The sequence below is a fragment of the Burkholderia sp. Bp8991 genome (genome assembly GCF_003853795.1).
GTDB lineage: Bacteria > Pseudomonadota > Gammaproteobacteria > Burkholderiales > Burkholderiaceae > Burkholderia.
The window spans coordinates 29,613-53,355 of sequence record NZ_QTQJ01000040.1 but is presented as its reverse complement, the minus strand read 5'-3'; the positions used below and the strand labels follow the sequence as shown (position 1 = coordinate 53,355).

At 67.9% G+C, this 23,743-nt stretch carries 22 protein-coding genes and 1 riboswitch; of the genes, 12 read left to right on the top strand and 10 right to left on the bottom strand.

Translation table 11 applies throughout. The annotated features are described in order from the left end of the window. Positions 1 to 85: 85 nt before the first annotated feature. From lpdA to DIE02_RS31185, 6 genes are all read right to left on the bottom strand, one after another. The gene (gene lpdA / locus DIE02_RS31210) at positions 86 to 1,477 is read right to left on the bottom strand and encodes a dihydrolipoyl dehydrogenase (protein WP_124523894.1); all 1,392 of its coding nucleotides are present in this window, start codon (positions 1,475 to 1,477) and stop codon (positions 86 to 88) included. Positions 1,478 to 1,482: 5 nt separating this feature from the next. After that, a complete protein-coding gene (locus tag DIE02_RS31205) occupies positions 1,483 to 2,820 on the bottom strand; it encodes a dihydrolipoamide acetyltransferase family protein (RefSeq protein WP_124523892.1) in 1,338 nt (445 codons plus the stop codon). Position 2,821: 1 nt separating this feature from the next. Then, the gene (locus DIE02_RS31200; protein WP_124487546.1) at positions 2,822 to 3,865 is read right to left on the bottom strand and encodes an alpha-ketoacid dehydrogenase subunit beta; all 1,044 of its coding nucleotides are present in this window, start codon (positions 3,863 to 3,865) and stop codon (positions 2,822 to 2,824) included. 2 nt (positions 3,866 to 3,867) lie between these two features. Then, positions 3,868 to 5,100, bottom strand: a complete 1,233-nt coding sequence (locus tag DIE02_RS31195; protein WP_044844942.1) for a 3-methyl-2-oxobutanoate dehydrogenase (2-methylpropanoyl-transferring) subunit alpha — start codon at positions 5,098 to 5,100, stop codon at positions 3,868 to 3,870. 454 nt (positions 5,101 to 5,554) lie between these two features. Further along, positions 5,555 to 6,181: a flavin reductase family protein gene (locus DIE02_RS31190; RefSeq protein ID WP_124487545.1), complete on the bottom strand. Its 627-nt coding sequence runs from the start codon at positions 6,179 to 6,181 to the stop codon at positions 5,555 to 5,557. Positions 6,182 to 6,408: 227 nt separating this feature from the next. After that, positions 6,409 to 7,557, bottom strand: a complete 1,149-nt coding sequence (locus tag DIE02_RS31185) for a porin (protein WP_124487544.1) — start codon at positions 7,555 to 7,557, stop codon at positions 6,409 to 6,411. A 1,076-nt stretch (positions 7,558 to 8,633) separates the two neighbouring features. On the opposite strand from DIE02_RS31185, the gene DIE02_RS31180 reads away from it, so the two are divergent. From DIE02_RS31180 to DIE02_RS31145, 7 genes are all read left to right on the top strand, one after another. Next, a complete protein-coding gene (locus tag DIE02_RS31180; RefSeq protein ID WP_044844945.1) occupies positions 8,634 to 9,659 on the top strand; it encodes a substrate-binding domain-containing protein in 1,026 nt (341 codons plus the stop codon). 65 nt (positions 9,660 to 9,724) lie between these two features. Beyond that, entirely contained in the window at positions 9,725 to 10,753 is a 1,029-nt protein-coding gene (locus DIE02_RS31175) for an ABC transporter substrate-binding protein (RefSeq protein ID WP_124487543.1), read from the top strand. 15 nt (positions 10,754 to 10,768) lie between these two features. Then, positions 10,769 to 11,593 (top strand): ABC transporter permease, encoded by an 825-nt coding sequence (locus DIE02_RS31170; protein WP_124523890.1) that lies wholly within the window; start codon positions 10,769 to 10,771, stop codon positions 11,591 to 11,593. Positions 11,594 to 11,603: 10 nt separating this feature from the next. Beyond that, positions 11,604 to 12,500 (top strand): ABC transporter permease, encoded by an 897-nt coding sequence (locus tag DIE02_RS31165; RefSeq protein WP_124487541.1) that lies wholly within the window; start codon positions 11,604 to 11,606, stop codon positions 12,498 to 12,500. Between the two features lie 24 nt (positions 12,501 to 12,524). Beyond that, positions 12,525 to 13,556, top strand: coding sequence for an ABC transporter ATP-binding protein (locus DIE02_RS31160; RefSeq protein ID WP_124487540.1), 1,032 nt, complete (start codon positions 12,525 to 12,527; stop codon positions 13,554 to 13,556). Positions 13,557 to 13,594: 38 nt separating this feature from the next. After that, on the top strand, positions 13,595 to 14,419 hold the full coding sequence (locus DIE02_RS31155; protein ID WP_124523888.1) for a phosphodiesterase: 825 nt from the start codon (positions 13,595 to 13,597) through the stop codon (positions 14,417 to 14,419). 487 nt (positions 14,420 to 14,906) lie between these two features. Continuing rightward, positions 14,907 to 16,106: an MFS transporter gene (locus DIE02_RS31145; RefSeq protein WP_044848004.1), complete on the top strand. Its 1,200-nt coding sequence runs from the start codon at positions 14,907 to 14,909 to the stop codon at positions 16,104 to 16,106. Positions 16,107 to 16,127: 21 nt separating this feature from the next. On the opposite strand, the gene DIE02_RS31140 is transcribed toward DIE02_RS31145, so the two are convergent. Continuing rightward, positions 16,128 to 17,327 (bottom strand): EamA family transporter, encoded by a 1,200-nt coding sequence (locus DIE02_RS31140; RefSeq protein WP_124487538.1) that lies wholly within the window; start codon positions 17,325 to 17,327, stop codon positions 16,128 to 16,130. A gap of 502 nt (positions 17,328 to 17,829) precedes the next feature. Between DIE02_RS31140 and DIE02_RS31130 the strand changes: the two genes are divergently transcribed. Then, positions 17,830 to 18,183, top strand: a complete 354-nt coding sequence (locus DIE02_RS31130) for a type II toxin-antitoxin system RelE/ParE family toxin (protein ID WP_124487537.1) — start codon at positions 17,830 to 17,832, stop codon at positions 18,181 to 18,183. Beyond that, positions 18,180 to 18,461 carry a helix-turn-helix domain-containing protein gene (locus tag DIE02_RS31125; protein ID WP_124487536.1) on the top strand — a complete coding sequence of 94 codons (282 nt, stop codon included), beginning with the start codon at positions 18,180 to 18,182 and terminating at the stop codon, positions 18,459 to 18,461. Before DIE02_RS31130 ends, DIE02_RS31125 begins: the two co-directional genes overlap by 4 nt. Before the next feature lie 41 nt (positions 18,462 to 18,502). Here DIE02_RS31125 and DIE02_RS31120 read toward each other — a convergent pair whose 3' ends face one another. The 3 genes from DIE02_RS31120 to DIE02_RS31110 form a co-directional block, all read right to left on the bottom strand. Beyond that, a complete protein-coding gene (locus DIE02_RS31120) occupies positions 18,503 to 19,291 on the bottom strand; it encodes a molybdopterin-dependent oxidoreductase (protein ID WP_124487535.1) in 789 nt (262 codons plus the stop codon). Between the two features lie 29 nt (positions 19,292 to 19,320). Then, on the bottom strand, positions 19,321 to 19,953 hold the full coding sequence (locus tag DIE02_RS31115; RefSeq protein WP_124523886.1) for a cytochrome b/b6 domain-containing protein: 633 nt from the start codon (positions 19,951 to 19,953) through the stop codon (positions 19,321 to 19,323). 109 nt (positions 19,954 to 20,062) lie between these two features. Further along, positions 20,063 to 20,329 carry a pentapeptide MXKDX repeat protein gene (locus DIE02_RS31110; protein WP_044848009.1) on the bottom strand — a complete coding sequence of 89 codons (267 nt, stop codon included), beginning with the start codon at positions 20,327 to 20,329 and terminating at the stop codon, positions 20,063 to 20,065. Between the two features lie 271 nt (positions 20,330 to 20,600). Then, positions 20,601 to 20,717, top strand: a riboswitch (TPP riboswitch). A 124-nt stretch (positions 20,718 to 20,841) separates the two neighbouring features. Between DIE02_RS31110 and thiC the strand changes: the two genes are divergently transcribed. The 3 genes from thiC to DIE02_RS31095 all read left to right on the top strand — a co-directional run bounded on the left by thiC (position 20,842) and on the right by DIE02_RS31095 (position 23,712). After that, positions 20,842 to 22,773, top strand: a complete 1,932-nt coding sequence (gene thiC, locus DIE02_RS31105; protein ID WP_044848010.1) for a phosphomethylpyrimidine synthase ThiC — start codon at positions 20,842 to 20,844, stop codon at positions 22,771 to 22,773. Positions 22,774 to 23,026: 253 nt separating this feature from the next. Next, positions 23,027 to 23,242 (top strand): glycine zipper 2TM domain-containing protein, encoded by a 216-nt coding sequence (locus DIE02_RS31100; protein WP_044848011.1) that lies wholly within the window; start codon positions 23,027 to 23,029, stop codon positions 23,240 to 23,242. 209 nt (positions 23,243 to 23,451) lie between these two features. Then, positions 23,452 to 23,712 carry a hypothetical protein gene (locus tag DIE02_RS31095; protein WP_044848012.1) on the top strand — a complete coding sequence of 87 codons (261 nt, stop codon included), beginning with the start codon at positions 23,452 to 23,454 and terminating at the stop codon, positions 23,710 to 23,712. Positions 23,713 to 23,743: the final 31 nt, after the last annotated feature.

Genomic DNA, 23,743 nt, shown 5'->3' with positions numbered 1-23,743 from the left:
GACACGAAGCCGACGCCCGCGATCGACACAAACAAGAAGCCCCGCCGTGGCGGGGCTTCGATCAGCCGCGCGGGCCGGCTGATGCTCACACGTGCAGCGCATGTCCCAGCGCGCGCAACGCCGCCTCCTGCATCGCTTCGCCGAGTGTCGGATGCGCGTGGATCGTGCCGCCGATGTCCTCGAGCCGCGCGCCCATCTCGAGCGACTGCGAAAACGCGGCGGCCAGTTCCGACACGCCACGCCCCACCGCCTGCCAGCCGACGATCAGGTGCGTGTCGCGCCGCGCGACGACGCGCACGAAACCGTCGGTCGCCTGCAGCGTCATCGCGCGGCCGTTCGCCGCGAACGGGAACGACGCGCCGATGCAGTCGACACCGGCCGCCTTGGCGTCGTCGGGCGACCAGCCGGACGTGACGACCTCGGGATCGGTGAAGCACACGGCCGGGATCGAGGCCGGCGTGAACTTGCGGCGCCGTCCCGCGATCAGCTCGGCCACCATCTCGCCTTGCGCCATCGCGCGATGCGCGAGCATCGGCTCGCCGGCGACGTCGCCGATTGCCCATACGTTGCGCATCGACGTCCGGCATTCGTCGTCGATACGCAGCGCGCGGCCGTTGCGATCGAGCGGCATCGATTCGAGCCCGAAGCCGTCGACGCGCGGCCGGCGGCCGACCGCGACCAGCACGCGATCGGCCGGCAGGGTTTTCTCCGAGCCGTCGGGTGCCTGCACGCGCACCGCGCCGTCGCTCGCGAGGCCCAGCACCTTGTGGCCCGTCCATAGCCCGACGCCCAGCCGCGCGAGCGAATCGGCGACCGGCTTCGCGAGTTCCGCGTCGTATGCGGGCAGCACGCGCTCGGCCGCCTCGACGATGCTGACGTCGACGCCGAGCTTGCGATAGACGAATCCGAGTTCGAGCCCGATGTAGCCGGCACCGACGACGACCAGCCGCTTCGGCAACGACGCGGGCGACAGCGCCTCGGTCGACGAGACGACGTGGCCGCCGAACGGCATCGACGGCAGCGCGACCGGCTCCGAACCCGTCGCGAGCAACAGGTGCTCGCAGGCGATCCGCGTCGTGTGGTCGCCGGCGACGACGTCGACCGTCTTGCCGTCGACGACGCGCGCGTCGCCGTGCAGCACGCGCACGCCGTGCTTCTTCAGCAGCGCGCCGACGCCGCGCGTGAGCCGCTCGACGATGGCGTCCTTCCACGCGACGCTTTTCGCGATGTCGATCTCCGGCGCGCGCACGCGAATCCCGAGCATCCCCTCGCCGGCCTGCCCGCGCGCCTGCTCGAACGCATCGGCGACATGGATCAGCGCCTTCGACGGAATGCAGCCGATGTTCAGGCACGTGCCGCCGAGCCGGTCGCGCTCGACGAGCACCGTCGGAATGCCGAGCTGCCCCGCGCGAATCGCGGCGACGTAACCGCCCGGCCCGCCGCCGATCACGAGCAGCGTGGTGTGTTCGTTCTTCATCGGGCTCACTCCACGAACAGCAGCGCCGGGCGCTCGAGCACCTCGCGCACGGCCTGGATGAATTCTGCCGCGTCCGCGCCGTCGACGACGCGATGGTCGAACGACGACGACAGGTTCATCATCTTACGCGCGACGATCGCGCCGTCACGGATCATCGGCCGCTCGACGATCCGGTTCACGCCGACGATGCCGACCTCGGGATGGTTGATGACCGGCGTCGACACGATGCCGCCGAGCGCGCCGAGGCTCGAGATCGTGATCGTCGAGCCGGTCAGCTCGTCGCGCTGCGCACGGTTCGCGCGCACCGCGTCGGCGAGCCGCGCGATTTCCGCCGAGATCGACCACACGTCGCGCGCTTCCGCATGACGCAGCACCGGCACCGTGAGGCCGCCGTCCGTCTGCGTCGCGACGCCCATGTGCACCGCGCCGTATTGCGTGACGACACCGGCTTCGTCGTCGTAGCGCGCGTTGATCTGCGGGAAGTCGCGCAGCGCGATCACCATCGCGCGGATCAGCAGCGGCAGCGGCGTGAGCCGGCCGCGCGTGTCGCCGTGGCGCCGGTTCAGCTCGGCGCGCAGCGCTTCGAGCTCGGTGACGTCGATCTCCTCGACGTAGCTGAAGTGCGGAATGCGGCGCTTCGCTTCCTGCATCTTGCGCGCGATCGCGCGCCGCAGGCCGATCACCGGCACCTCGGTTGCGTCGTTGCGCTCGGCGTAGCCGCGCGCTTGCGATCCGCGCGCGGCGCCCCCGCCCGTGCGCGCATACGCGTCGAGGTCCGCATGCAGGATCCGCCCGGCCTCGCCGGTGCCGCGCACGTAGCGCAGCTCGATGCCCATGTCCCAGGCGCGCTGGCGCACCGCCGGCGACGCGAGCGGCCGTTCGCCCGGCGCGAGCGCCGCGCGCGGCGGCGCCGCATGTTCCGCGCGGCGCGGCTCGGCCGGCGCGCGGGACGCGGCGTGCGTCACCGCCTTCGACGACGCATGTGTTTCGGATCCCTCAGCGGTAGAAGATGAATCGGCAGGCATGTCGACCGCCGCCGCTCGCTGCGTCGCATCCGGGCCTGCATCGTGTGCTTTCGCGCCCGATTTCAGGTTGCCGTCGCCTTCAACTTCGAGACGAATCAGCTCGCTGCCGACCGCCATCATCTCGCCGATCCGGCCGCCGAGCTCCAGCACCTTGCCCGCCACCGGCGACGGAATCTCCACCGCCGCCTTGTCGGTCATCACATCGGCGAGCGGCTGGTCTTCGGCGATCGTCTGCCCCGGTTGCACGTGCCAGGCCACCAGCTCGACCTCGGCGATCCCTTCGCCGATATCCGGCATCTTGATGACATGAATCCCCATCTCAGGCCTCCATCACGCGTCGCAACGCTTCGCCGACCCGGGCCGGCCCGGGGAAATACGCCCATTCCTGCGCGTGCGGATACGGCGTGTCCCAGCCCGTCGTCCGCTCGACCGGTGCCTCCAGATGGTAGAAGCAGTGCTCCTGGACGAGCGACACCAGCTCCGCGCCGTAGCCGCAGGTGCGCGTCGCCTCGTGCACGACCACGCAGCGGCCGGTCTTGCGCACCGACGCGACGATCGTGTCGAGATCGACCGGCCACAGCGTGCGCAAGTCGATCACTTCCGCATCGATGCCGGTCTCCTCGGCGGCCGCCAGCGACACGTGGACGGTCGTGCCGTACGTCAGCACCGTCACGTCGTTGCCGGGCCGCACGACGGCGGCCGTGTCGAGCGGCACCGTGTAATAGCCTTCCGGCACCTCGCTGCCCGGATGCTTGAGCCACGACGTGACCGGACGCTCGTGATGGCCGTCGAACGGCCCGTTGTACAGGCGTTTCGGCTCGAGGAAGATCACCGGATCGTCGTTCTCGATCGACGCGATCAGCAGTCCTTTCGCGTCGTACGGATTCGACGGCATCACCGTGCGCAGTCCGCAGACTTGCGTGAACATCGCTTCCGGGCTCTGGCTGTGCGTCTGGCCGCCGTAGATGCCGCCGCCGCACGGCATCCGGATCGTCATCGGCGCGGTGAACTGGCCAGCCGAGCGATAGCGCAGCCGCGCGCCTTCCGACACGATCTGGTCGGAGGCCGGGTAGAAGTAGTCCGCGAACTGGATCTCGCAGACCGGCCGCAAGCCATACGCGCCCATCCCGACCGCAGCGCCCACGATCCCGCCTTCCGAGATCGGCGCATCGAACACGCGCGACTTGCCGTACTTGGCCTGCAGCCCCTCGGTGCAGCGGAACACGCCGCCGAAGTAGCCGACGTCCTGCCCGAACACGACCACGTCGTCGTCGCGGCCGAGCATCACGTCCATCGCGGAGCGCAGCGCCTGGATCATCGTCATCGGCTGGGCCGATGCCGTCGTTGTTTCATGTTGCGCCATGATCACGCTCCCAGTTCCTGGCGCTGACGGCGCAGATGCGCGGGCAGCTCCTTGTACACGTCGTCGAACATCGACGCGGGCGACGGAATGCGGTCGTCGGCCAGCGTCCCGAACTTCTCCGCTTCCTTCTGCGCGGCGATCACCTCGGCTTCCAGTTCGGCCGTGAGTGCATCGTGCGCGCTGTCCGACCAGATGCCCTTCGCGATCAGGTGCTGCTTGAAGCGCGCGATCGGATCGCCGAGCGGGAAATGGGCCCAGTCGTCGGCCGGCCGGTATTTCGTCGGATCGTCCGACGTCGAATGCGCGCCGGCGCGATAGGTGACCCACTCGATCAAGGTCGGGCCGAGATTGCGGCGCGCGCGTTCGGCGGCCCAGGTCGACGCCGCGTAGATCGCGAGGAAGTCGTTGCCGTCGACGCGCAGCGAAGCGATGCCGCAGCCGACGCCGCGCCCGGCGAAGGTCGTCCCCTCGCCGCCCGCGATCGCCTGGAACGTCGAGATCGCCCACTGGTTGTTGACGACGTTCAGCACGACCGGCGCGCGATACACGTGCGCGAACGTCAGCGCGGTGTGGAAGTCGGCTTCCGCGGTCGCGCCGTCGCCGATCCAGGCGGACGCGATCTTCGTGTCGCCCTTGATCGCCGACGCCATCGCCCAGCCGACCGCCTGGATGAACTGCGTCGCGAGATTGCCGGAGATCGAGAAGAAGCCGGCTTCGCGGTCCGAGTACATCACCGGAAGCTGGCGCCCCTTCAGGGGGTCGCCTTCGTTCGACATCAGCTGGCAGATCATCCGTTCGAGCGGCACGTCGCGCGCGATCAGGATGCTTTGCTGGCGGTAGGTCGGGAAGCACATGTCGCCGTGACGCAGCGCCATCGCATGCGCGGCGCCGATCGCCTCTTCGCCGAGGCTCAACATGTAGAAGGAGATTTTCTTCTGACGCTGCGCGATCATCATCCGCGCGTCGAAGATGCGGGTCTTCAGCATCGCGCGCATCCCGGCGATCAGGCGCGCATCGTCGAGATCCGGCGCCCACGGGCCGAGGGCTTCGCCGTGATCGTCGAGCACGCGCACCAGGCTGCGGGCGAGATGGGCGGTGTCCGCCGGCGCTACGTCGATCGGCGGGCGGCGAACCGCGCCGGCCGGCGATAGATGCAGATAGGAAAAATCCGTCTTGCAGCCCGGGCGCCCGGTGGGCTCCGGCACATGCAGACGCAATGGCTCTGACAGGCTCATCGTGTCGTCTCCACGCTCGATTGTGTCTCACGCTGATTGGAACGCGCGGCCGGTTGCCGGCTCACGCGCGGGCTGGCACGCGGATAAGCACGCCAACCTTGGGAATGTATGCCTTGCAGTACCGGACGTCGATGCCCAACCCGCTCGTTCGGGGTGAGCAGATTTGCCATGGCGGCGACGATGGGCGAGCGGCATTGCCGGTGGGTTTGAAGGACGGTTGCGTGTGCTGCGATGCGTCAACGCGTCGGGGAGCGCGGAATCGATGCGCGTCTGTCACGCGTGTCGGAGGGTACGAAGCGAAAGACCCCGCGAAATCCTGGATTTCGGCGGGGTCTTTGTCGGTGCGCGTCCGCGTGCTTCAGCGCTCGCGCGCCGGATCGTTCCGGCGCGTAATGGTGCGATGGGCGCGAAAGCGCGAAAGCGCGATGGCGCGATGCGTCGATGATGCAATGCATCACGCGTCGGGGCGCGCGATGTCGAAGCGGCTGTCGGGCGTCACGTGCACATAGGCGGACGGGCCGCCCGCACGCAGAATGATGCCCGCGCCGAACGTATCGAAGATGCCGTCCTTCAGCAGGTCGTGACGGATATGCACGGCGACGACCTCGCCCAGCACCAGCGTGGCCGGCGTCTCGACGCCGCGGTGATCGCGCAGCCGGATCACGTCGGTCACCTTGCATTCGAAGTTGACGCCGCTTTCCGCCACGCGCGGCACGCCGACGAGGCGCGACGGAATCGCGGTCAGGCCGCCGAGTTCGAATTCGTCGACGTCGTACGGCACGGCGGCACAGGTCTGGTTCATCCGGTCGGCGAGGTCGCGCGTCGCGAGGTTCCAGACGAACTCGCCGGTTTCCTGCACGTTGCGCAGGCTGTCCTTCGCGGCGGTGCTCGAAAAGCCGATGATCGGCGGACGATAGTTGAATGCGTTGAAGAAACTGTACGGCGCGAGGTTGAGCGTGCCGTCGTTGCCGCGGGAGGAAATCCAGCCGATCGGGCGCGGGCCCACGATCGCGTTCAGCGGATCGTGCGGCAGCCCGTGGCCTTGCGACGGTTCGTAATAGTGGTAGTTCGAGTCGGTCATGGCGGGTGGTCTTGCGGGAGGGAAACGTCGTTTGATTCCATCGGCCGCGTCACGTGCGCGACGATGGTGGCGACGGCCTGTGCGACGTACGTGCCAAGTATCACACGGCGGCGCTTTCGTCGCAGCGAAGTGGCCCGCCATGGCCCGTCGAGCCGACATTTCCCTTCAAGCCCGAAGTTCAGGACTTTTTTACCCACACATGACCGATAACCGCCCGGATAGCAGCGTCAGAAATGATGCAGCAGCGCGACTCGCGCGACGAATTGATTCGGGCCCGACGAGATATCGGCGGCGCCCGGAACGTACGCGTAGTCGAAGTCGGTTCCAGTGTGCGCGTTCAGCGCATGCTGATAGACACCTTCGACGAATACCGACGTGCGTTTCGACAAGTCGTAGTTCAGCTTCGCGCTCAGTTGATGCCACTTCGGATTGAACGCGCCGACCGTCGACGCGACGCGGGCCTGCGTGTACGTATATGCCGCGCCGACGTAGAACGCGGTCGTGAAGTGATAGAGGCCGTTCACCTCGAAGTTGTCGAATTTCCACGACTGCCACGCACCGCCCGCCGGCTGCGTCGTACCGGTGAAATACGCGTTCGAAGTCGGATCGTAGACGTCGACGTGCGAATACGTGAATCCCACGAGGGCATTCGAGAACGCATAATTCACGCCGATGCCGATGTTCTGCTGCGACGATGCATCGAACGTGTTGTCGCCGGTGATCGCCCCGTTCGAATCGGCATTGCGTGCGTTGTTGATCTTCAAATACGAGGCGCCGACCGTCAGCCCGCCCTGCTGGTATTGCAGCGCGGCGCCATATAGACGGTTGTTCGCGAAGCCGCCCGCCTGATTGCTGAATCCATACATCGCCTCCGCGGTAACGCCGTGCCATACGGGCGACACGTACTTGACCGCATTGTTCACGCGGAACGAGTAGTCGGTGTTGTCGTTGTCGTACGGATGCGAGAACAGGTAGCCGGTCCAGTTGCCGTTTGCGGTGAGCGGCGAGAAGATGTCGACGCTCGGATCGTACTGACGACCGAACGTCAGGGTGCCGTATCGGTCCGACGCGATGCCGACGAACGCCTGACGGCCGAATTCCCGGCCGCCCTGGCTCATTTTTCCGTTGTTGACGTCGAAGCCGCTCTCGAGCGTGAAAATCGCCTGGTAGCCTGCTCCGAGGTCTTCGGTGCCCTTGATGCCCCAGCGGCTGCCGTAGTCATAGCCGCTTTGCAGTTGCACGGTGCCGTGGCCGCGTGCGTTGCTCGTGTAGTTGATACCGTCCTCGATCTTGCCGTACAGCGTCACGCTGCTTTGTGCATGCGCCGCGGCAGCAAGCAAGGCGGCGGGTGCGATGATCCCCAAACGCATGTTCATGACGATTTACCCCCAGGTCTTTCGTTTGCTGGTCGCAACGGTTGCGTGCTGCGAATGTGCGTCGCATCGATGTTTCCCCGCGATGCGACGGGCGCAGTGTAATGAGCCGTTTTTCTGCTGTTAGTGGCCTGCAGCGGAAAGGTGCTCTCCAGAACGCCGGCTGTTTTTCGGCGCGGAAAGCGGATAGCCGGGTGTTGAAGCGCGCCTCATTCGGGCGACGAGCGGACGCCTGAAGCAAATCGCGGGGAATCGATATTTCAATCGCCGGTACGTTTGCGTTTGGCCAGCGCGGGGGATCTACGGGAACCGGCCGCCGCCATCGAAGCGAAGCACGACCTGAAAAACAAAAAACCCGCGAGCGGCTTGTTTCTCGCGGGTTTTCGGAACGTCATGGAATCGCATGGAAGCGATCTTGGTGCCGGGGACCGGACTCGAACCGGCAAGCCAGTTAAGGCGGCGGATTTTCGTCACACTGCTTCTTTCAAAGCCGGCGTCGTCGAAACGACGCCGTTCGTGCGCTGGACTATGCCTTCGCCGTCGCGCGCGGGCGGTATTACCGCCCGTGCGCCTTAGGCGCCCCCCGTCTAGTCTCTACACCTTCCTCGCTGCAGTCGTACCGCGAGGCTTGGCTCGGCGTTGCCTCGACGCACGGCGCGCGTCAGGGGTTTCACCGAATTTGAAGGGTTCTGCACCGGTCGTTTCCGGCCGGGCACTCAATCGTTTAAGTCCGCTATGTTTACCAATTTCATCACCCCGGCAAAAGGGCGGACGCGATTCTACCATTGCTTGCGCATGCATTAGCTGATTCGCGCGCATTGCATCGCGATGCAGCATGTCGGCCTGCCCTGTCCATACCCGAACTCGAGCGCCGCAATCGACTTCGGCGCGACACCGTCGCCGATTTCCTCCCGCGCCGCAGCATCCGTCGATACAATCGAATCCGCCCCGCTCGCCGGGCGCCAACCGTCTGATGTTTGTATCGCATCTTTTACGAAACAGACGTCTCGTCAGTCATCGCGAAGTCACAAACGCTTTCGATAATTCTCCCGTCGAAAACGTTTACATCGCGTAACTTCATGCCCCCGACCATCAAGGACGTCGCCGCGCTCGCCGGCTTCTCGATCGCCACCGTCTCGCGTGCGATCAACGCGCCGCATACCGTCAGCCCCGCCACGCTGGCGACCATCCGCACCGCCATCGACACGCTGCAGTTCCGCCCGAGCCCGCTCGGCCGGCAGTTGCGCGGCGAGCGCACGCGGCTCGTCGGCGTCGTCCTGCCGACGCTGTCGAACCCTGTATTCGCCGACTGCCTGCAGGGCATCGACGAACTCGCGACCGCGGCCGGCTTCAAGCTGATCCTGATGACGACCGAATACGACGCGGCGCGCGAGCGCCACGCGATCGAGACACTGCGCGAGCAGCGCGTCGAGGGGCTGATCCTGACCGTCGCCGATGCGGACACGCATCCGCTGCTCGACATGCTCGACCGCGACGGCCCGCACTACGTGCTGATGCACAACGACACGCAACGCCGCCCGTCGGTGTCGGTCGACAACCGCAGCGCCGCCTACGACGGCGTGCGCATGCTGACGGCACGCGGTCATCGCCGCGTGCTGATGCTGGCCGGTTCGCTCGCCGCGTCGGATCGCGCTCGCCAGCGCCATCTCGGCTACGCGCAGGCGCTCGAGGAGGCCGGCGTCGCGACGCTGCCGCCGGTCGAGGTCGACTTCAACGCGGCCGAGCTGCCCGACGCGGTGCTCGCGCACCTCACCGCGCGAGCCACGCGCCCGACCGCCCTCTTCTGCAGCAACGACCTGCTCGCGATGGTCGTGATGCGCGGCTTGCGCCGCGCGGGCTTCTCGATTCCCGACGACCTGTCGGTGCTCGGCTTCGACGGCATCGCGATCGGCGAGCTGCTCGCACCGCCGCTCGCGAGCGTCGCGACGCCGAACCAGGACATCGGCCGTCATGCATGGCAGCGCCTCGTCGAATGCATCGGCGGCGCGACGATCGAGCGCACGTCGCTGATCCTGCCGCATACGGTGCGCGACGGCGCGACGGTCGCGCCGCCGGCCGCCGACCTGCAGTTGCACCAAGCCTGAACGCGCGCGCCGCGCCATCGTGCACGGCGCGCGCAAGCTACCCCGCCCCCGCCCGGAGATCCATCGTGTCCTTTCGCCTGACCTCGCTGCTGCGCGTGCTCGCAGCCCCCGTCGCCTGCGCCGCGCTCGTCGCGTTCGCACCCGCGGCCCATGCCGACGAATCCGCGATCTGCTACAACTGCCCGCCCGAATGGGCCGACTGGGCCGCGCAGATCGCGGCGATCAAGCAGAAAACCGGCATCCGCGTGCCGTTCGACAACAAGAACTCGGGCCAGGCGATCGCGCAGCTGATCGCCGAGCAGAAGAGCCCGGTCGCCGACGTCGTCTATCTCGGCGTGTCGTCGGCGTTCCAGGCGAAGGACAAGGGCGTGATCGCGCCGTACAAGCCCGCGCACTGGAACGACATCCCCGCGAACCTGAAGGACCCGCAGGGCTACTGGTTCGCGATCCACTCGGGCACGCTCGGCTTCTTCGTGAACAAGGACGCGCTCGACGGCAAGCCGGTCCCGCGCTCGTGGGCCGACCTGCTGAAGCCCGAATACAAGGGCATGGTCGGCTACCTCGATCCGTCGAGCGCGTTCGTCGGCTATGCAGGCGCCGTGGCCGTCAACCAGGCGCTCGGCGGCAGCCTCGACGACTTCAAGCCGGGGCTCGACTGGTTCCGCAAGCTGAAGGCGAACGCGCCGATCGTGCCGAAGCAGACCGCGTATGCGCGCGTGCTGTCCGGCGAGATTCCGATCCTGCTCGACTACGACTTCGACGCGTATCGCGCGAAGTACAAGGATCACGCGAACGTCGAGTTCGTGATTCCGAAGGAAGGCACGATCGCGGTGCCGTACGTGATGAGCCTCGTGAAGGGTGCGCCGCACGACGCGAACGGCAGGAAGGTGCTCGACTTCGTGCTGTCCGACGAAGGCCAGAAGCTGTGGGCCAATGCGTACCTGCGTCCGGTGCGCGCGCAGACGCTCGGCGCCGACGTCGCCGCGAAGTTCCTGCCGGCGAGCGAATACGCCCGGGCGAAATCGGTCGACTTCGGCAAGATGGCGGCCGGCCAGCAAGCGTTCGGCCAGCAATACCTGCAAGTGATGCAGTAAGCGCCGGACCACGCCATGCTCGACCTGACTTTCCCGCTGCGCTGGCGCTTCGCCCTCGTCGCGCCGGCGCTCGCGGTGTTCGCCGCGTTCTGGCTGCTGCCGATGGCGGCGCTCGTGCGGGTGTCCGCCGACGGCGCGTTCTTCACGCAATACGCGGCGCTGCTCGGCAACGCGCGTTACATGACGAGCCTCGGCGAAACGATAGCGTTGTCGGCCGGCGTCACGCTCGCGACGCTGGCGCTGTCGACGATCTCGGGCCTGCTGCTCGCGCGCCGCGAATTCGCCGGCAAGCGCGTGCTGCTCGCGCTGCTCACCTTTCCGCTCGCGTTCCCGGGCGTCGTGGTCGGCTTCATGGTGATCATGCTCGCCGGCCGGCAGGGGCTGATCGGGATGCTGTCCGCGAAGCTGACCGGCGACAAGTGGGTGTTCGCGTATTCGGTTGCCGGGCTGTTCGTCGGCTACCTGTACTTCTCGATCCCGCGCGTGATCGTCACCGTGATCGCGGCCGCGTCGAAGCTCGACGCGTCGCTCGAGGAAGCCGCGCGCTCGCTCGGCGCGTCGCCGTGGCGCATCTTCGTCGACATCGTGCTGCCGGCGCTCGCGCCGGGCCTGGTCGCGGCCGGCGCGATCTGCTTCGCGACCGCGATGGGCGCGTTCGGCACCGCCTTCACGCTCGCCACCGACCTGAACGTGCTGCCGATGACGATCTACACCGAGTTCACGCTGAACGCGAACATCGCGACGGCCGCCGGCCTGTCGATCGTGCTCGGCATCGTCACGTGGGCCGTGCTCGCGCTCGCGCGCCGGTTCACCGGCCACACCGCCGCCGCCGCGGCCTGAGGATTCCTTCATGCAATCGCTTTCCGGTTCGTCCGCGCCGTCGCCGGCGCCCGCTCCGTCGCACGCGAACGGCACCGCCAGACGCGCGCCGCGCGTGTCGGGCGCGCGCGCGATCGCCGCGCTGCAATGGGGCGTCACGCTGCTGCTGTGCGCGTTCCTGATCGTGCCCGTCGTGATGTCGGTACTCGCGGGCCTCACCGTCAACTATTTCCGCGGGCTGTCGAGCGGCCTCACGCTGCGCTGGCTCGAACAGGTGTGGCAGCAGTACCAGGGCTCGGTCGCGCTGTCGCTCGGCGTCGCGTTCGCGACGCTCGCGATCGTGCTCGCCGTCGGCGTGCCGGCCGGCTATGCGCTCGCGCGCAGCAAGAGCCGCGTCGCCCGCGTGATCGAGGAAGCGCTCGTGCTGCCGGTCGCGCTGCCGGGCCTCGCGTCGGCGCTCGCGCTGCTGGTCGTGTACGGCGGCTTCACCGCGTTCCGGATGAGCCTGTGGTTCATCGTCGTCGGCCACGTCGTGTTCACGCTGCCGTTCATGGTGCGCGCGGTCGCGGCGGTCGCCGCCGGCGCCGACCTGCGCACGCTCGAGGAAGGCGCGGCGAGCCTCGGTGCGTCGTTCGTCACGCGCTTCGTCACGATCGTGCTGCCGAACCTGCGCCCCGGCATCGTCGCGGGCGCGCTCGCGGTGCTCACGCTGTCGATCGGCGAATTCAACCTGACCTGGATGCTGCATACGCCCGACACGAAGACGCTGCCCGTCGGGCTCGCCGATACCTATGCGTCGCTGCGCCTCGAAGTCGGCAGCGCGTACACGATCGTGTTCCTGCTGATGACGCTGCCGCTCCTCGTCGCGATGCAGTGGCTCGGCGTCGATCCGTCCGGCACGCGCGCGCTGACGCGTCGCCCGCGCTGACCCTGCGCTGACCTTACCCTTCCCATGAAACTCGATTCCACCCCCATCACCCTGACCCGCTGCGCGAAGACGTTCCGCGGCACGCGCGTGCTCGAACCGCTCGACCTGTCGATCGGCGCGGGCGAGACGCTCGTGCTGCTCGGCCCGTCGGGCTGCGGCAAGACGACGACGCTGCGCCTGATCGCGGGCCTCGACACGCCGGATGCCGGCGGCACGATCCGGTTCGGCGGCGACGACGTGACCGCGCTGCCGATCGAGCGCCGCCAGGTCGGCATGGTGTTCCAGAACTACGCGCTGTTCCCGAACCTCACGGTGCGCGGCAACGTCGGCTACGGACTGAAGATCCGCAAGACCGAGCCGCGCGCGCTGCGCGAACGCGTCGACGAGCTGCTCGCGATGATGCGGCTCGACGCGCATGCGGACAAACCGGTCGATCAGCTGTCCGGCGGCCAGCGCCAGCGGGTCGCGCTGGCGCGTGCGCTCGCGGTGCGCCCGCGCGTGCTGCTGCTCGACGAGCCGCTGACCGCGCTCGACGCGAAGCTGCGCGACGTGCTGCGCCGCGAGATGAATGCGCTGTTGCGCGAGCTCGGCGTGACGACCGTCTACGTCACGCACGACCAGGCCGAGGCGATGGAACTCGGCGACCGGATCGTCGTGATGGGCGCGGGCCGCATCGAGCAGATCGGCACGCCGCGCGACATCTACTACCGCCCGGCGAACCGCACGGTCGCGCAGTTCATCGGCACGCTGAACCGGCTTGCAGGACAATGGCAGGACGGCGCGCTCGTGACGACGGGGGGCGCGATCGTCACGCCGCATGCCGCCGACGAGTGGTTCTTCCGTCCGGAGGATGCGCAGCTCGCCGATCCCGCGCATGCGCCGCTGCGCGGCGCGATCGGCGCGTGCGCGTTTCTCGGCGAACGCACGCGGCTCACGATCGAGCATGCGGCACCCGACGCGCTCGTGATCGACGTGCCGGGCCGCATCGAGCTCGCGCGCGGCACGGCGGTCGGCCTCACGATCGCGCCGGAAGGCCTGATCGCGCTCGCCGCGTAACACCGCCCCACGATAACCACACATTCCGAGGAACGACGATGCTGCTTGCTCAAATCAGCGATCTCCACATCAAGCGCCCGGGCCAGCTCGCGTACCGACGCGTCGACACGGCCGCCGCGCTCGCGCGCTGCATCGCGAAGCTGAACGCGCTGGTGCCGCGCCCCGACGCGGTGCTCGTCACCGGTGACCTGACCGACTTCGGCCACGACGACGAATACCGCCACCTGCGCGACCTGCTCGCGCCGCTCGAGATTCCGTATTACCTGATGGTCGGCAATCACGACGATCGTGCGGGGTTGCGCCGCGCGTTCGCCGATCGTCCCGAATTGCAGGACGGCGAGTTCGTGCAGTACGCGCTCGACGTCGGCGCCGTGCGCGTGCTCGCACTCGATTCGCAGGTGCCCGGCACGAGCCATGGCGACCTGTGCGATGCGCGGCTCGCGTGGCTCACCGCGCAACTCGACGCTGCGCGCGACCGGCCGGTGATCGTCGCGCTGCATCACCCGCCGTTCGTGTCCGGGATCGGACATATGGACGCGCTGCGCCTCGCGCCCGCCGCCGCCACGAAACTCGACGCGCTGCTGCGGCGCTATCCGAACGTCGAGCGCGTGCTGTGCGGCCACGTGCACCGGACGATGTTCACGCGCTTCGGCGGCACGCTCGCATCGGCCGTGCCGGCGCCCGCGCACCAGGTCGCGTTCGATTTGCGAGCGGACGCGCCGTCCGCGTTCCGGCTCGAGCCGCCCGCGTTCGCGGTGCACGTCCATACGCCGGACACGGGAATGACGTCCCACCACGTGTACGTGGACGAAGGCGACGGGCCGTATCCGTTCTATGAGCCGAGCGGGGAACTGGTCGACTGAACCGTACGCAATCGCGGATGCATGACGAGCGGCTGCGGCCGGTCGGGGCCGCGCCGAATGATTGCGGTTGATTGCGGTTGATTGCGGCTGAGCGCGGCCCGCCATGCTGCGATCGCGCCAGCCGCGCAGCCGACTGCGCTTCTGCGCTTCTGCGCTTCTGCGCTTCTGCGCTTCTGCGCTTCTGCGCTTCTGCGCTTCTGCGCTTCTGCGCTTCTGGGCTTCTGGGCTTCTGGGCTTCTGGGCTTCTGGCCGCTGGGCCCGCTGAGCCGCTGAGCCGCTGAGCCGCTGGGCCGCTGGGCCGTTGGGCCGTTGGGCCGTTGGGCCGTTGGGCCGTTGGGCCGCTGAGCCGCTGGGCCGCTGGGCCGCAGCACCGCCGGCACGATTCCCGGTGCTCCGGTATGATCGGCACGCTCGCTCGGCGCCCGGCCGCCTGCGCCACCGACGCCGCGCCGCGCGCCACGCCGCCCAACTCCGTTCCGTTGCCGCCATGTCCGCCGCCTCCACCGACCGTCCGACCGACGCCGCCTCGCCCCACTACTCGCGCAGCCTGCTGTTGCTGCTCGCGACGATCGCTGGCGTGTCGGTCGCGAACATCTACTACAACCAGCCGCTGCTCGACAGCTTCCGCTCGGCCTTCCCGGACGGCGCGTCATGGATCGGCGCGGTGCCGACCGCGACGCAGCTCGGCTATGCGGCCGGGATGTTCCTGCTCGCGCCGCTCGGCGACCGCTTCGATCGCCGCGGGCTGATCCTGATGCAGATCGCGGGCCTGTCGATCGCGCTGATCGTGGCCGCGGCCGCGCCGTCGCTGGCGGTGCTGGCCGTGGCGAGCCTTGCGATCGGCGTGCTCGCGACGATCGCGCAGCAGGCCGTGCCGTTCGCGGCCGAGATCGCGCCGCCGGCCGAGCGCGGGCATGCGGTCGGCACCGTGATGAGCGGCCTGCTGCTCGGCATCCTGCTGGCGCGCACGGCGGCCGGCTTCGTCGCCGAATATTTCGGCTGGCGGGCGGTGTTCGGCGCGTCGGTCGCGGCGCTCGTCGCGCTGGCCGCGGTGATCGTGCTGCGGCTGCCGCGCAGCTCGCCGACGTCGACGCTGCCGTACGGCAAGCTGCTCGGCTCGATGTGGCACCTGGCGGTCGAACTGCGCGGGCTGCGCGAGGCGTCGCTGACGGGCGCCGCGCTGTTCGCCGCGTTCAGCGCGTTCTGGCCGGTGCTCACGCTGCTGCTCGCCGGTGCGCCGTTCCACCTCGGCCCGCAGGCCGCAGGGCTGTTCGGCATCGTCGGCGCGGCCGGTGCGCTGGCTGCACCGTACGCGGGCCGTTTCGCGGACACGCGCGGCCCGCGCGCGATCATCTCGCTCGCGATCGCGCTGCTCGCGGCGTCGTTCGTGATTTTTGCGCTGTCGGGAACGAGCCTCGTCGGGCTCGTGATCGGCGTGATCGTGCTGGATGTCGGCGTGCAGGCCGCGCAGATCTCGAACCAGTCGCGCATCTACGCGCTGAAGCCCGAGGCGCGCAGCCGCGTGAACACCGTGTACATGGTGTGCTACTTCATCGGCGGCGCGCTCGGCTCGTCGGCCGGCGTCGCGGCGTGGCACGCCTTTGGCTGGATCGGCATGTGCGCGGCCGGCCTGCTGTTTACCGCACTCGCCGGCTGGTCCCACCATCGCGGCGCACGTCGCGACTGAACGCCGCCCCGCGCGCCGGCGTCATGCGTCGGCCCGCGACGCGGCCGGATTGACGGCCGGCGGCGGCGTGAATGCCTGCGCGGGATCCATGACCGCGGCCGGGTCCACGACGGCGGCCGGTGCGGGCACCGCAAGCGGTACCGCGGAAGGCGCGAGGATCGGTGCCGGCTCCGGCATCGCCGCCTGAGCCGGTACTGACGCCGCATCCGCCGTCGGTTCGGCGGCGACGGTTGCCGCGGTCGCCACGGTCACCACGCCCGGCGCGGCATCGGCCGCCGCGCGCACCGCGGGCCGGCGCGCGGGATCGAACAGGAACGACAGCCCGACGCTGCCGAGGATCGCGACGGTGGCGACCACGGTTGCCGTCGTCACGGGCTCGCCGAGCATCAGCGCGCCGAGCGCGACCGCGACGATCGGGTTCACGTACATGCAGCTGCTCGCGATGATCGGGCTCGTGTGGCGAATCAGGTAGCCGTACGCGACGTACGCGGCCATCGTGCAGAACACCATCAGGTACACGAACGCGAACACCGGCGCGACCGCGACCTGCTCGATGCGCTCGCCCATCAGCCACGCCCCGATCGTGGACATCAACCCGCCCAGGCCGATCTGCAGCGACGTCGACAGGAACAGGTCGGACGGCAGCTTGAGCCGCGTCGCGAGATGCGCGCCGCCCGCCCAGAACAGCGCGCCGGCCAGCACGCAGATCGTGCCGAGCGCCGAGTTCGCGGCGGCCGCGCCGCCCGAATTCAGCACGACGATGCCGACCATCCCGAGCGCGACGGCCGCCCACTCGCCCTTCGTCACCGCGCGCCCGGCGACCGCCGCGATCACGGTCGCGAATAGCGGCACCGTCGCGACCATCACCGCGGCCGAGCCGCTGCTGACCGTGCGCATCCCGAGCGCGATCGTGCCCGACGACAGCGCGACCAGCATCGTGCCGACGATCGCCGAGTTGCGGATTTCGAGCAGCGTCGGCCATTCGGGCTTGCGCCGCAGCGCGAAGATGAACAGGCCGATCCCGCCGAGCAGGTTGCGCAGCCCCGACAGCAGCAGCGGCGGGAACGACTGCAGCGCGAAATGCAGGCCGCTGTAGGTCGAACCCCAGACGAAATAGATGAAGACGAGGGCGAGCGCGACGCGGCCGCCGCGGCTTTGCGGCAGGCGGATCCGGATCGGCAGGCGGGCGAGGAAATCGAGGAGGCGGTCGAGCGGGGTCATCGTTCAGCCCGCCCGCACGACGTGTCGCGTGCTCCGCTGAAAGACGCCGGAGAGACCGGCAAACGGCCCTGACTGGACCGGGAAGGCGGAGACGGACGTGCGGAACGACATGGCAGTGCGAACGGCGACGAATAAGAACCGGCAAGCGGCGGCAGAGGGTCGAAAAGCGGGCGCGAGCCGCTTCGGCTACGCACGCTCGGCATTATGGCATCAAGGATTCGAAAGCATCATCAGACCAGTCTGAAAGCTTATCGACTGACGTTTCGGCGCGACATTTTTCGGCATCCGGACCAACCGGATCGGGAGCCGGATACGCGCGGCGCGGGCGTCGCGCGGGCCGCCCGGCATCCCGTCCTGCAGCAGCGATCGCTCCATCGGCCTGATGGCCAGTCATGCGCTTCAGCGGTCGCTTCGCGCTTATGGTGATGATCGGCGACGGTCGGCAGGCGCATCCGGCCGCCGACATTCGCCCTTTCGACCCGCACACCACCCATACAAAATTTTGTATAATTCCACCATTCTCGCGCCGAAGCCCGTCGTGTTCGTCGGCACCGCACTCGACGACCTGCGCGGCTTTCCGCTTCTCGCGCGCCGCGAAGCCGGCCACCAGATCGACCAGGTTCAGCGCGGCCTCGCGCCCGACGACTGGAAGCCGATGCGCACCGTCGGCCCGGGCGTGCGGGAAATTCGCCTGCGCGATGCGAGCGGTGCGTTCCGGATCGTCTACGTCGCGACCTTCGCCGACGCGATCTACGTGCTGCATTGCTTCCGCAAGCAGTCGGCACGCACCTGCAAGACCGATATCGACCTGGCGGCCCGACGCTACCGGGCGCTGATGATGGAGAGGAAACGATGAGCAACGAACGTCATGCGAGCGTCTGGGACGCACTCGAAGGCCGGCCGGCCGAAGCCGAGAACATGAAGCTGCGCTCCGAGCTGATGATCGCGCTCAAGCAGCGCATCGCGCAGCTCGAGCTCAGCCAGGCGCAGGCCGCGCAACGGCTGGGCGTCACGCAGCCGCGCGTGTCCGATCTGCTGCGCGGCAAGATCAACCTGTTCGGGCTCGACGCGCTCGTGAACATGGCGGCGGCGGTCGGCCTGCGCGTCGACCTGCAGGTGCGCGAATCCGTGTGACACGCCGCGACGCAGGCAGCACGCGTTCGCGCGCCGCCGCTTCACGATCCGCCGAACCAGTTGTACCCCTGATCGACCCAGTAGCCGCCCGGGAAGGTATCGGTCACGAAGATTTCCATGATGTGTTTCGGATTCTTGTAGCCGAGCTTGGTCGGCATCCGCAGCTTCATCGGGAAACCGAATTCCGGCGGCAGGCGATGGCCGTCGTAGTCGAATGCGAGCAGCGTCTGCGGATGCAGCGCGGTCGGCATGTCGATGCTTTCGTAGTAGTCGTCCGCGCATTTGAAGCCGACGTATTTCGCGTGCGTATCGGCGCCGGCACGCGCCAGAAACGCGCCGAACGGCGTGCCGCCCCAGCGGCCGATCGCGCTCCACCCTTCCACGCAGATGTGCCGCGTGATCTGCTCCGCGTGCGGCAGCGCATACAGCTCGTCGAGCGTCCACACGCGCTTGCCCGTCACGCGGCCCGACAGCACGAGCCGGTACGTCGATGCGTCGACGTGCGGCACGTCGTCGATGCCGTAATACGCGTTGAACGGGAACGGCCGCGTGATGTCGGCCTCGGTGTAGGTCGGCGCGAGCCGCTCGCCGCTGAAGAGCCACGCCTGCACGCGGTCGTTCATGCGCGACACCTTCTCGAGGAACGTGTTGACCGACGCGTCGTCCTTCAGCGTGCAGCCGGTCAGCATCGTCAGGCCGCCGAGCGTCAGGATGCGGCGATTGAACAGCCGCCGCGACGGCATCTCCAGCTCGCGGCGCACGTCGAGTTCGAGCGACTTGCGGTCGAGCGTCCAGCGCGAATCAGCGCGCCTGTATTCGGAATCCGACATGATGATTTCCTTCACCCGGAGTTGACGGGTCAGCGCCCGCGCAGCATCGCGAGCAGCGAGCGCGGCACCAGCAGCGCCATCGCGACGTGCACGACGAAGAACGCGACGAGCAGCGACATCGCCCAGAAATGCACGACGCGCGCGTTGTCGTAACCGCCGAACAGTTCGCGCAGCAGCGGAAACTGCACCGACTTCCAGATCGTCAGCCCGGACAGCACCAGCACGATCAGATCGACGATCGCGACCAGGTACGCGGCACGCTGCACCGCGTTGTAGACGCTCAGATCGTCGTGCGCGAGCCGGCCGCGCAGCGCGGCGCGCACGTCGCGCCACACGGACGCCGGCGTGACGGGCAGCATCTTGCGCGCGAGGCGCCCGGTCGCGATCGACATCGTCAGGTAGAACAGCCCGTTGCCGACCAGCAGCCACATCGCCGCGAAATGCCATTGCAGCGCGCCGCCGAGCCAGCCGCCGAGCGTGATGCCGTGCGGAAACACGAACGGCGGATAGATCGGCGACGCATCGTAGATGCGCCAGCCGGACAGCGCCATCAGGATCGCCGCGAGCGCGTTGAGCCAGTGGCTCACGCGCACCCACAGGGGATGAATCTTGCGGGCGGGCGGCGTGACGGCCGCGCGCCCGGTAGCGGGAACGGTTTGCATGATGAAGACTCCCGGAACGGGTCGACGAGACGAGTCGAGTCGAGACAAAACGAGACGCGGGCGGCCGTCGTCGAGCACATGCGCCGGCCGCACGCCCTGCCCGGCTCCGTCAGTTCGACGGCGCCATCTTGTCGTCCGACTTCGCCTTGCCCATCTCGTCGTGCGACATCGCGTCTTTCTTCATCGCGTCCTTCTTCATCGCATGCTTCTTCATGGCGTCCTTCTTCATCGCGCCGTCCTTCGCCATCGCGTCGTGCCCCATCGCGTCCTTCGACATCGACGAGCCGTTTTGCGACATCGCGTCGTTCTGCGCATACGCGCCCGTTGCAAGCGTGGCGAAAGCAGCGACACAGGTGGCGATCAGTACGTTTTTCATGACATCTCTCCAAAACATGGGTTTAAGGAGCCGAATAGACGGACGACGTCGCGGGAAATGACAGCCGCTGCGAAATTTTTTTTTGTGAGGTCGCGCGAAGGCGCGCCATGTTGCACCGCTTCGCCGCGGCCGGCCGAGCCGTGGGGCCGCGCGGCGGCGACGCGCGCTGTCATTTCGACGGGCCATCACACCGCCCGCCATGCTGCGGCCGCACCGGGACGGCCGATCCCGTCCCGGTTGAAACCGCCGCCAAGCCAGTGTATCGTGTGCGCTGCTAACGCGGGGGTCCTGCAATGCGTTCGGTCAAACAACCGGCATTGCGGGTGAGAAATACCCTTTGAACCTGATCTGGATAATGCCAGCGCAGGGAAGCGTACGGATTTCACCGCCATCCTTCTGACGAAATCCGCCGCCTCACCAAGCCTCGTCTCCTGCTTAGCTCGAGCCCCACATTCGTCAAGGGCTCCGGGCAAGCGCCGAAGCGCCTGTCCGGCGCTCACACAGGAGATTGCATGAACGCCAATCCGAAGTTTCTGTCTGCCGACGCCCACGTCGACGCCGCGGCCGTTGCCCCGCTGCCCAATTCGCGAAAGGTGTATGTAACCGGCTCGCAGCCCGACATCCGCGTGCCGATGCGTGAAATCACGCAGGCCGACACGCCGACCGGCTTCGGCGGCGAAAAGAATCCGCCGATCTACGTGTACGACACGTCGGGCCCCTACACCGATCCGGACGCGAAGATCGACATCCGCGCGGGCCTGCCCGCGCTGCGCCAGCGCTGGATCGAGGCACGCGGCGACACCGAAGTGCTCGACGGCCTGTCGAGCCAGTACGGCCTCGAGCGCGCGGCCGACCCGGCTACCGCCGACCTGCGTTTCCCGGGCCTGCACCGCAACCCGCGCCGCGCGCAGGCCGGCAAGAACGTCACGCAGATGCACTACGCGCGGCAGGGCATCATCACGCCGGAAATGGAATACATCGCGATTCGCGAGAACCAGCGCCGCGCCGAATACATCGAGAGCCTGAAGTCGAGCGGCCCGAACGGCGCGAAGCTCGCTGCGATGATGGGCCGCCAGCACCCGGGCCAGGCGTTCGGTGCCGCGGCCTTCGGCGCGAACGCGCTGGCCGAGATCACCCCCGAGTTCGTGCGCGACGAAGTCGCGCGCGGCCGCGCGATCATCCCCGCGAACATCAACCACCCGGAATCCGAGCCGATGATCATCGGCCGCAACTTCCTCGTGAAGATCAACGCGAACATCGGCAACTCGGCCGTCACGTCGTCGATCGGCGAGGAAGTCGACAAGATGACGTGGGCGATCCGGTGGGGCGGCGACACGGTGATGGACCTGTCGACCGGCAAGCACATCCATGAAACGCGCGAGTGGATCATCCGCAACAGCCCGGTGCCGATCGGCACGGTGCCGATCTACCAGGCGCTCGAGAAGGTCAACGGCAAGGCCGAGGACCTGACCTGGGAAATCTTCCGCGACACGCTGATCGAGCAGGCCGAGCAAGGCGTCGACTACTTCACGATCCATGCGGGCGTGCGTCTGCAATACGTGCCGCTCACCGCGAACCGGATGACGGGCATCGTGTCGCGCGGCGGCTCGATCATGGCGAAGTGGTGCCTCGCGCATCACAAGGAAAGCTTCCTGTACGAACACTTCGAAGAGATCTGCGAGATCATGAAGGCGTACGACGTGAGCTTCTCGCTCGGCGACGGCCTGCGCCCCGGCTCGATCTACGACGCGAACGACGAAGCGCAGCTCGGCGAGCTGAAGACGCTCGGCGAGCTCACGCAGATCGCGTGGAAGCACGACGTGCAGGTGATGATCGAAGGCCCCGGGCACGTGCCGATGCAGTTGATCAAGGAGAACATGGATCTCCAGCTCGACTGGTGCAAGGAAGCGCCGTTCTACACGCTCGGGCCGCTGACCACCGACATCGCGCCGGGCTACGACCACATCACGTCGGGCATCGGCGCCGCGATGATCGGCTGGTTCGGCACCGCGATGCTGTGCTACGTGACGCCGAAGGAGCACCTCGGGCTGCCGAACAAGGACGACGTGAAGGAAGGGATCATCACGTACAAGCTCGCCGCGCACGCGGCCGACCTCGCCAAGGGTCACCCCGGCGCGCAGGTCCGCGACAACGCGCTGTCGAAGGCGCGCTTCGAGTTCCGCTGGGAAGACCAGTTCAACATCGGCCTCGACCCGGACAAGGCGCGCGAATTCCACGACGAGACGCTGCCGAAGGATTCCGCGAAGGTCGCGCACTTCTGCTCGATGTGCGGCCCGCACTTCTGCTCGATGAAGATCACGCAGGACGTGCGCGAGTTCGCGGCGCAACAGGGTGTGTCGGAAAGCGAAGCGCTGAAGAAGGGGATGGAAGTCAAGGCGGTCGAGTTCGTGAAGACCGGCGCCGAGATCTATCACCGTCAGTAAGTCGGCCAGCGAGCGCGGCGATCCGCACGGACCGCATCGTGGCGCACTGCACCAAGCCCGCTTTCGAGCGGGCTTTTTTGCGTGCCCGCGCATGCGTCGTGCCTGCCGGCGCAAGGGAAACAATTGATTACGAAACCGTCGGAGTCTTAACAAGTCCTTACAGCAGCCCGGTGGGACGGCAGGTAGATTGGTTTCATGCGCGGCCGCAATCCGGCCATGCGACCTTCCGTTCACTACCGCAAGGACAACGATCATGAATGCTTCGATTCGGCGTTTTGGGGTATGCGCGCTGCTCGTCACGACGGTGGCCAGCCTGTCGGCCTGCGATTCGATGACGCGGCGCCAGCGCGATACGGCAATCGGTGCGGGTGTCGGCGGCGTCGCGGGCGCGGCGATCGGCGGCAACGCATTGTCGACGCTGGGCGGCGCAGCCGCCGGCGGCATCATCGGCAACCAGGTCGGCAAATAAGCCGGCCGGCTTACCCGGCTGCCGCGCGACGCGCGGTAAGCTCCGGCCTGACGGCGTTTCCGCGCGGCGGAAGCGCCGTTTTTCGTATGCGGCGCCGCAACACGACGCAGCGGCCCGGAAATGATCCGTTACCGTTTTGCGCATCTTGTCATCGCCGCGCGGCCTAAGCTTAAGCATCTGCCGATTGCCGGCTCCGCCGGAGAGACATCATGAACAGGACCCTCGTCGCACTCGCCGCCGCGGCGCTCGCGTGCACGACGCTCGCCGGCTGCTACTACCCGTACGGCTATTATCCCGGCGGCTATTACGCGGCCGCACCGGTACAGCCGGCGCCCGTGTACGTCGATCCGGGCCCCGCCTACTACTACCCGGCGCCCGCGTATGCGCCGGCATGGGGCGGTTATTGGGGACCCGCGCTGTCGCTCAATTTCGGCTTCGGCGGACGCGGCGGCTGGCACCACCATCACTGAGCGCGCCGCTCCATGCGCAGCCGGTCTCGCG

Coding starts and splice junctions, on each gene's coding strand:
- lpdA (WP_124523894.1), bottom strand. CDS start 1,477: ATGAAGAACGAACACACCACGCTGCTCGTGATCGGCGGCGGGCCGGGC.
- DIE02_RS31205 (WP_124523892.1), bottom strand. CDS start 2,820: ATGGGGATTCATGTCATCAAGATGCCGGATATCGGCGAAGGGATCGCC.
- DIE02_RS31200 (WP_124487546.1), bottom strand. CDS start 3,865: ATGGCGCAACATGAAACAACGACGGCATCGGCCCAGCCGATGACGATG.
- DIE02_RS31195 (WP_044844942.1), bottom strand. CDS start 5,100: ATGAGCCTGTCAGAGCCATTGCGTCTGCATGTGCCGGAGCCCACCGGG.
- DIE02_RS31190 (WP_124487545.1), bottom strand. CDS start 6,181: ATGACCGACTCGAACTACCACTATTACGAACCGTCGCAAGGCCACGGG.
- DIE02_RS31185 (WP_124487544.1), bottom strand. CDS start 7,557: ATGAACATGCGTTTGGGGATCATCGCACCCGCCGCCTTGCTTGCTGCC.
- DIE02_RS31180 (WP_044844945.1), top strand. CDS start 8,634: ATGCCCCCGACCATCAAGGACGTCGCCGCGCTCGCCGGCTTCTCGATC.
- DIE02_RS31170 (WP_124523890.1), top strand. CDS start 10,769: ATGCTCGACCTGACTTTCCCGCTGCGCTGGCGCTTCGCCCTCGTCGCG.
- DIE02_RS31165 (WP_124487541.1), top strand. CDS start 11,604: ATGCAATCGCTTTCCGGTTCGTCCGCGCCGTCGCCGGCGCCCGCTCCG.
- DIE02_RS31160 (WP_124487540.1), top strand. CDS start 12,525: ATGAAACTCGATTCCACCCCCATCACCCTGACCCGCTGCGCGAAGACG.
- DIE02_RS31155 (WP_124523888.1), top strand. CDS start 13,595: ATGCTGCTTGCTCAAATCAGCGATCTCCACATCAAGCGCCCGGGCCAG.
- DIE02_RS31145 (WP_044848004.1), top strand. CDS start 14,907: ATGTCCGCCGCCTCCACCGACCGTCCGACCGACGCCGCCTCGCCCCAC.
- DIE02_RS31140 (WP_124487538.1), bottom strand. CDS start 17,327: ATGACCCCGCTCGACCGCCTCCTCGATTTCCTCGCCCGCCTGCCGATC.
- DIE02_RS31125 (WP_124487536.1), top strand. CDS start 18,180: ATGAGCAACGAACGTCATGCGAGCGTCTGGGACGCACTCGAAGGCCGG.
- DIE02_RS31120 (WP_124487535.1), bottom strand. CDS start 19,291: ATGTCGGATTCCGAATACAGGCGCGCTGATTCGCGCTGGACGCTCGAC.
- DIE02_RS31115 (WP_124523886.1), bottom strand. CDS start 19,953: ATGCAAACCGTTCCCGCTACCGGGCGCGCGGCCGTCACGCCGCCCGCC.
- DIE02_RS31110 (WP_044848009.1), bottom strand. CDS start 20,329: ATGAAAAACGTACTGATCGCCACCTGTGTCGCTGCTTTCGCCACGCTT.
- thiC (WP_044848010.1), top strand. CDS start 20,842: ATGAACGCCAATCCGAAGTTTCTGTCTGCCGACGCCCACGTCGACGCC.
- DIE02_RS31100 (WP_044848011.1), top strand. CDS start 23,027: ATGAATGCTTCGATTCGGCGTTTTGGGGTATGCGCGCTGCTCGTCACG.
- DIE02_RS31095 (WP_044848012.1), top strand. CDS start 23,452: ATGAACAGGACCCTCGTCGCACTCGCCGCCGCGGCGCTCGCGTGCACG.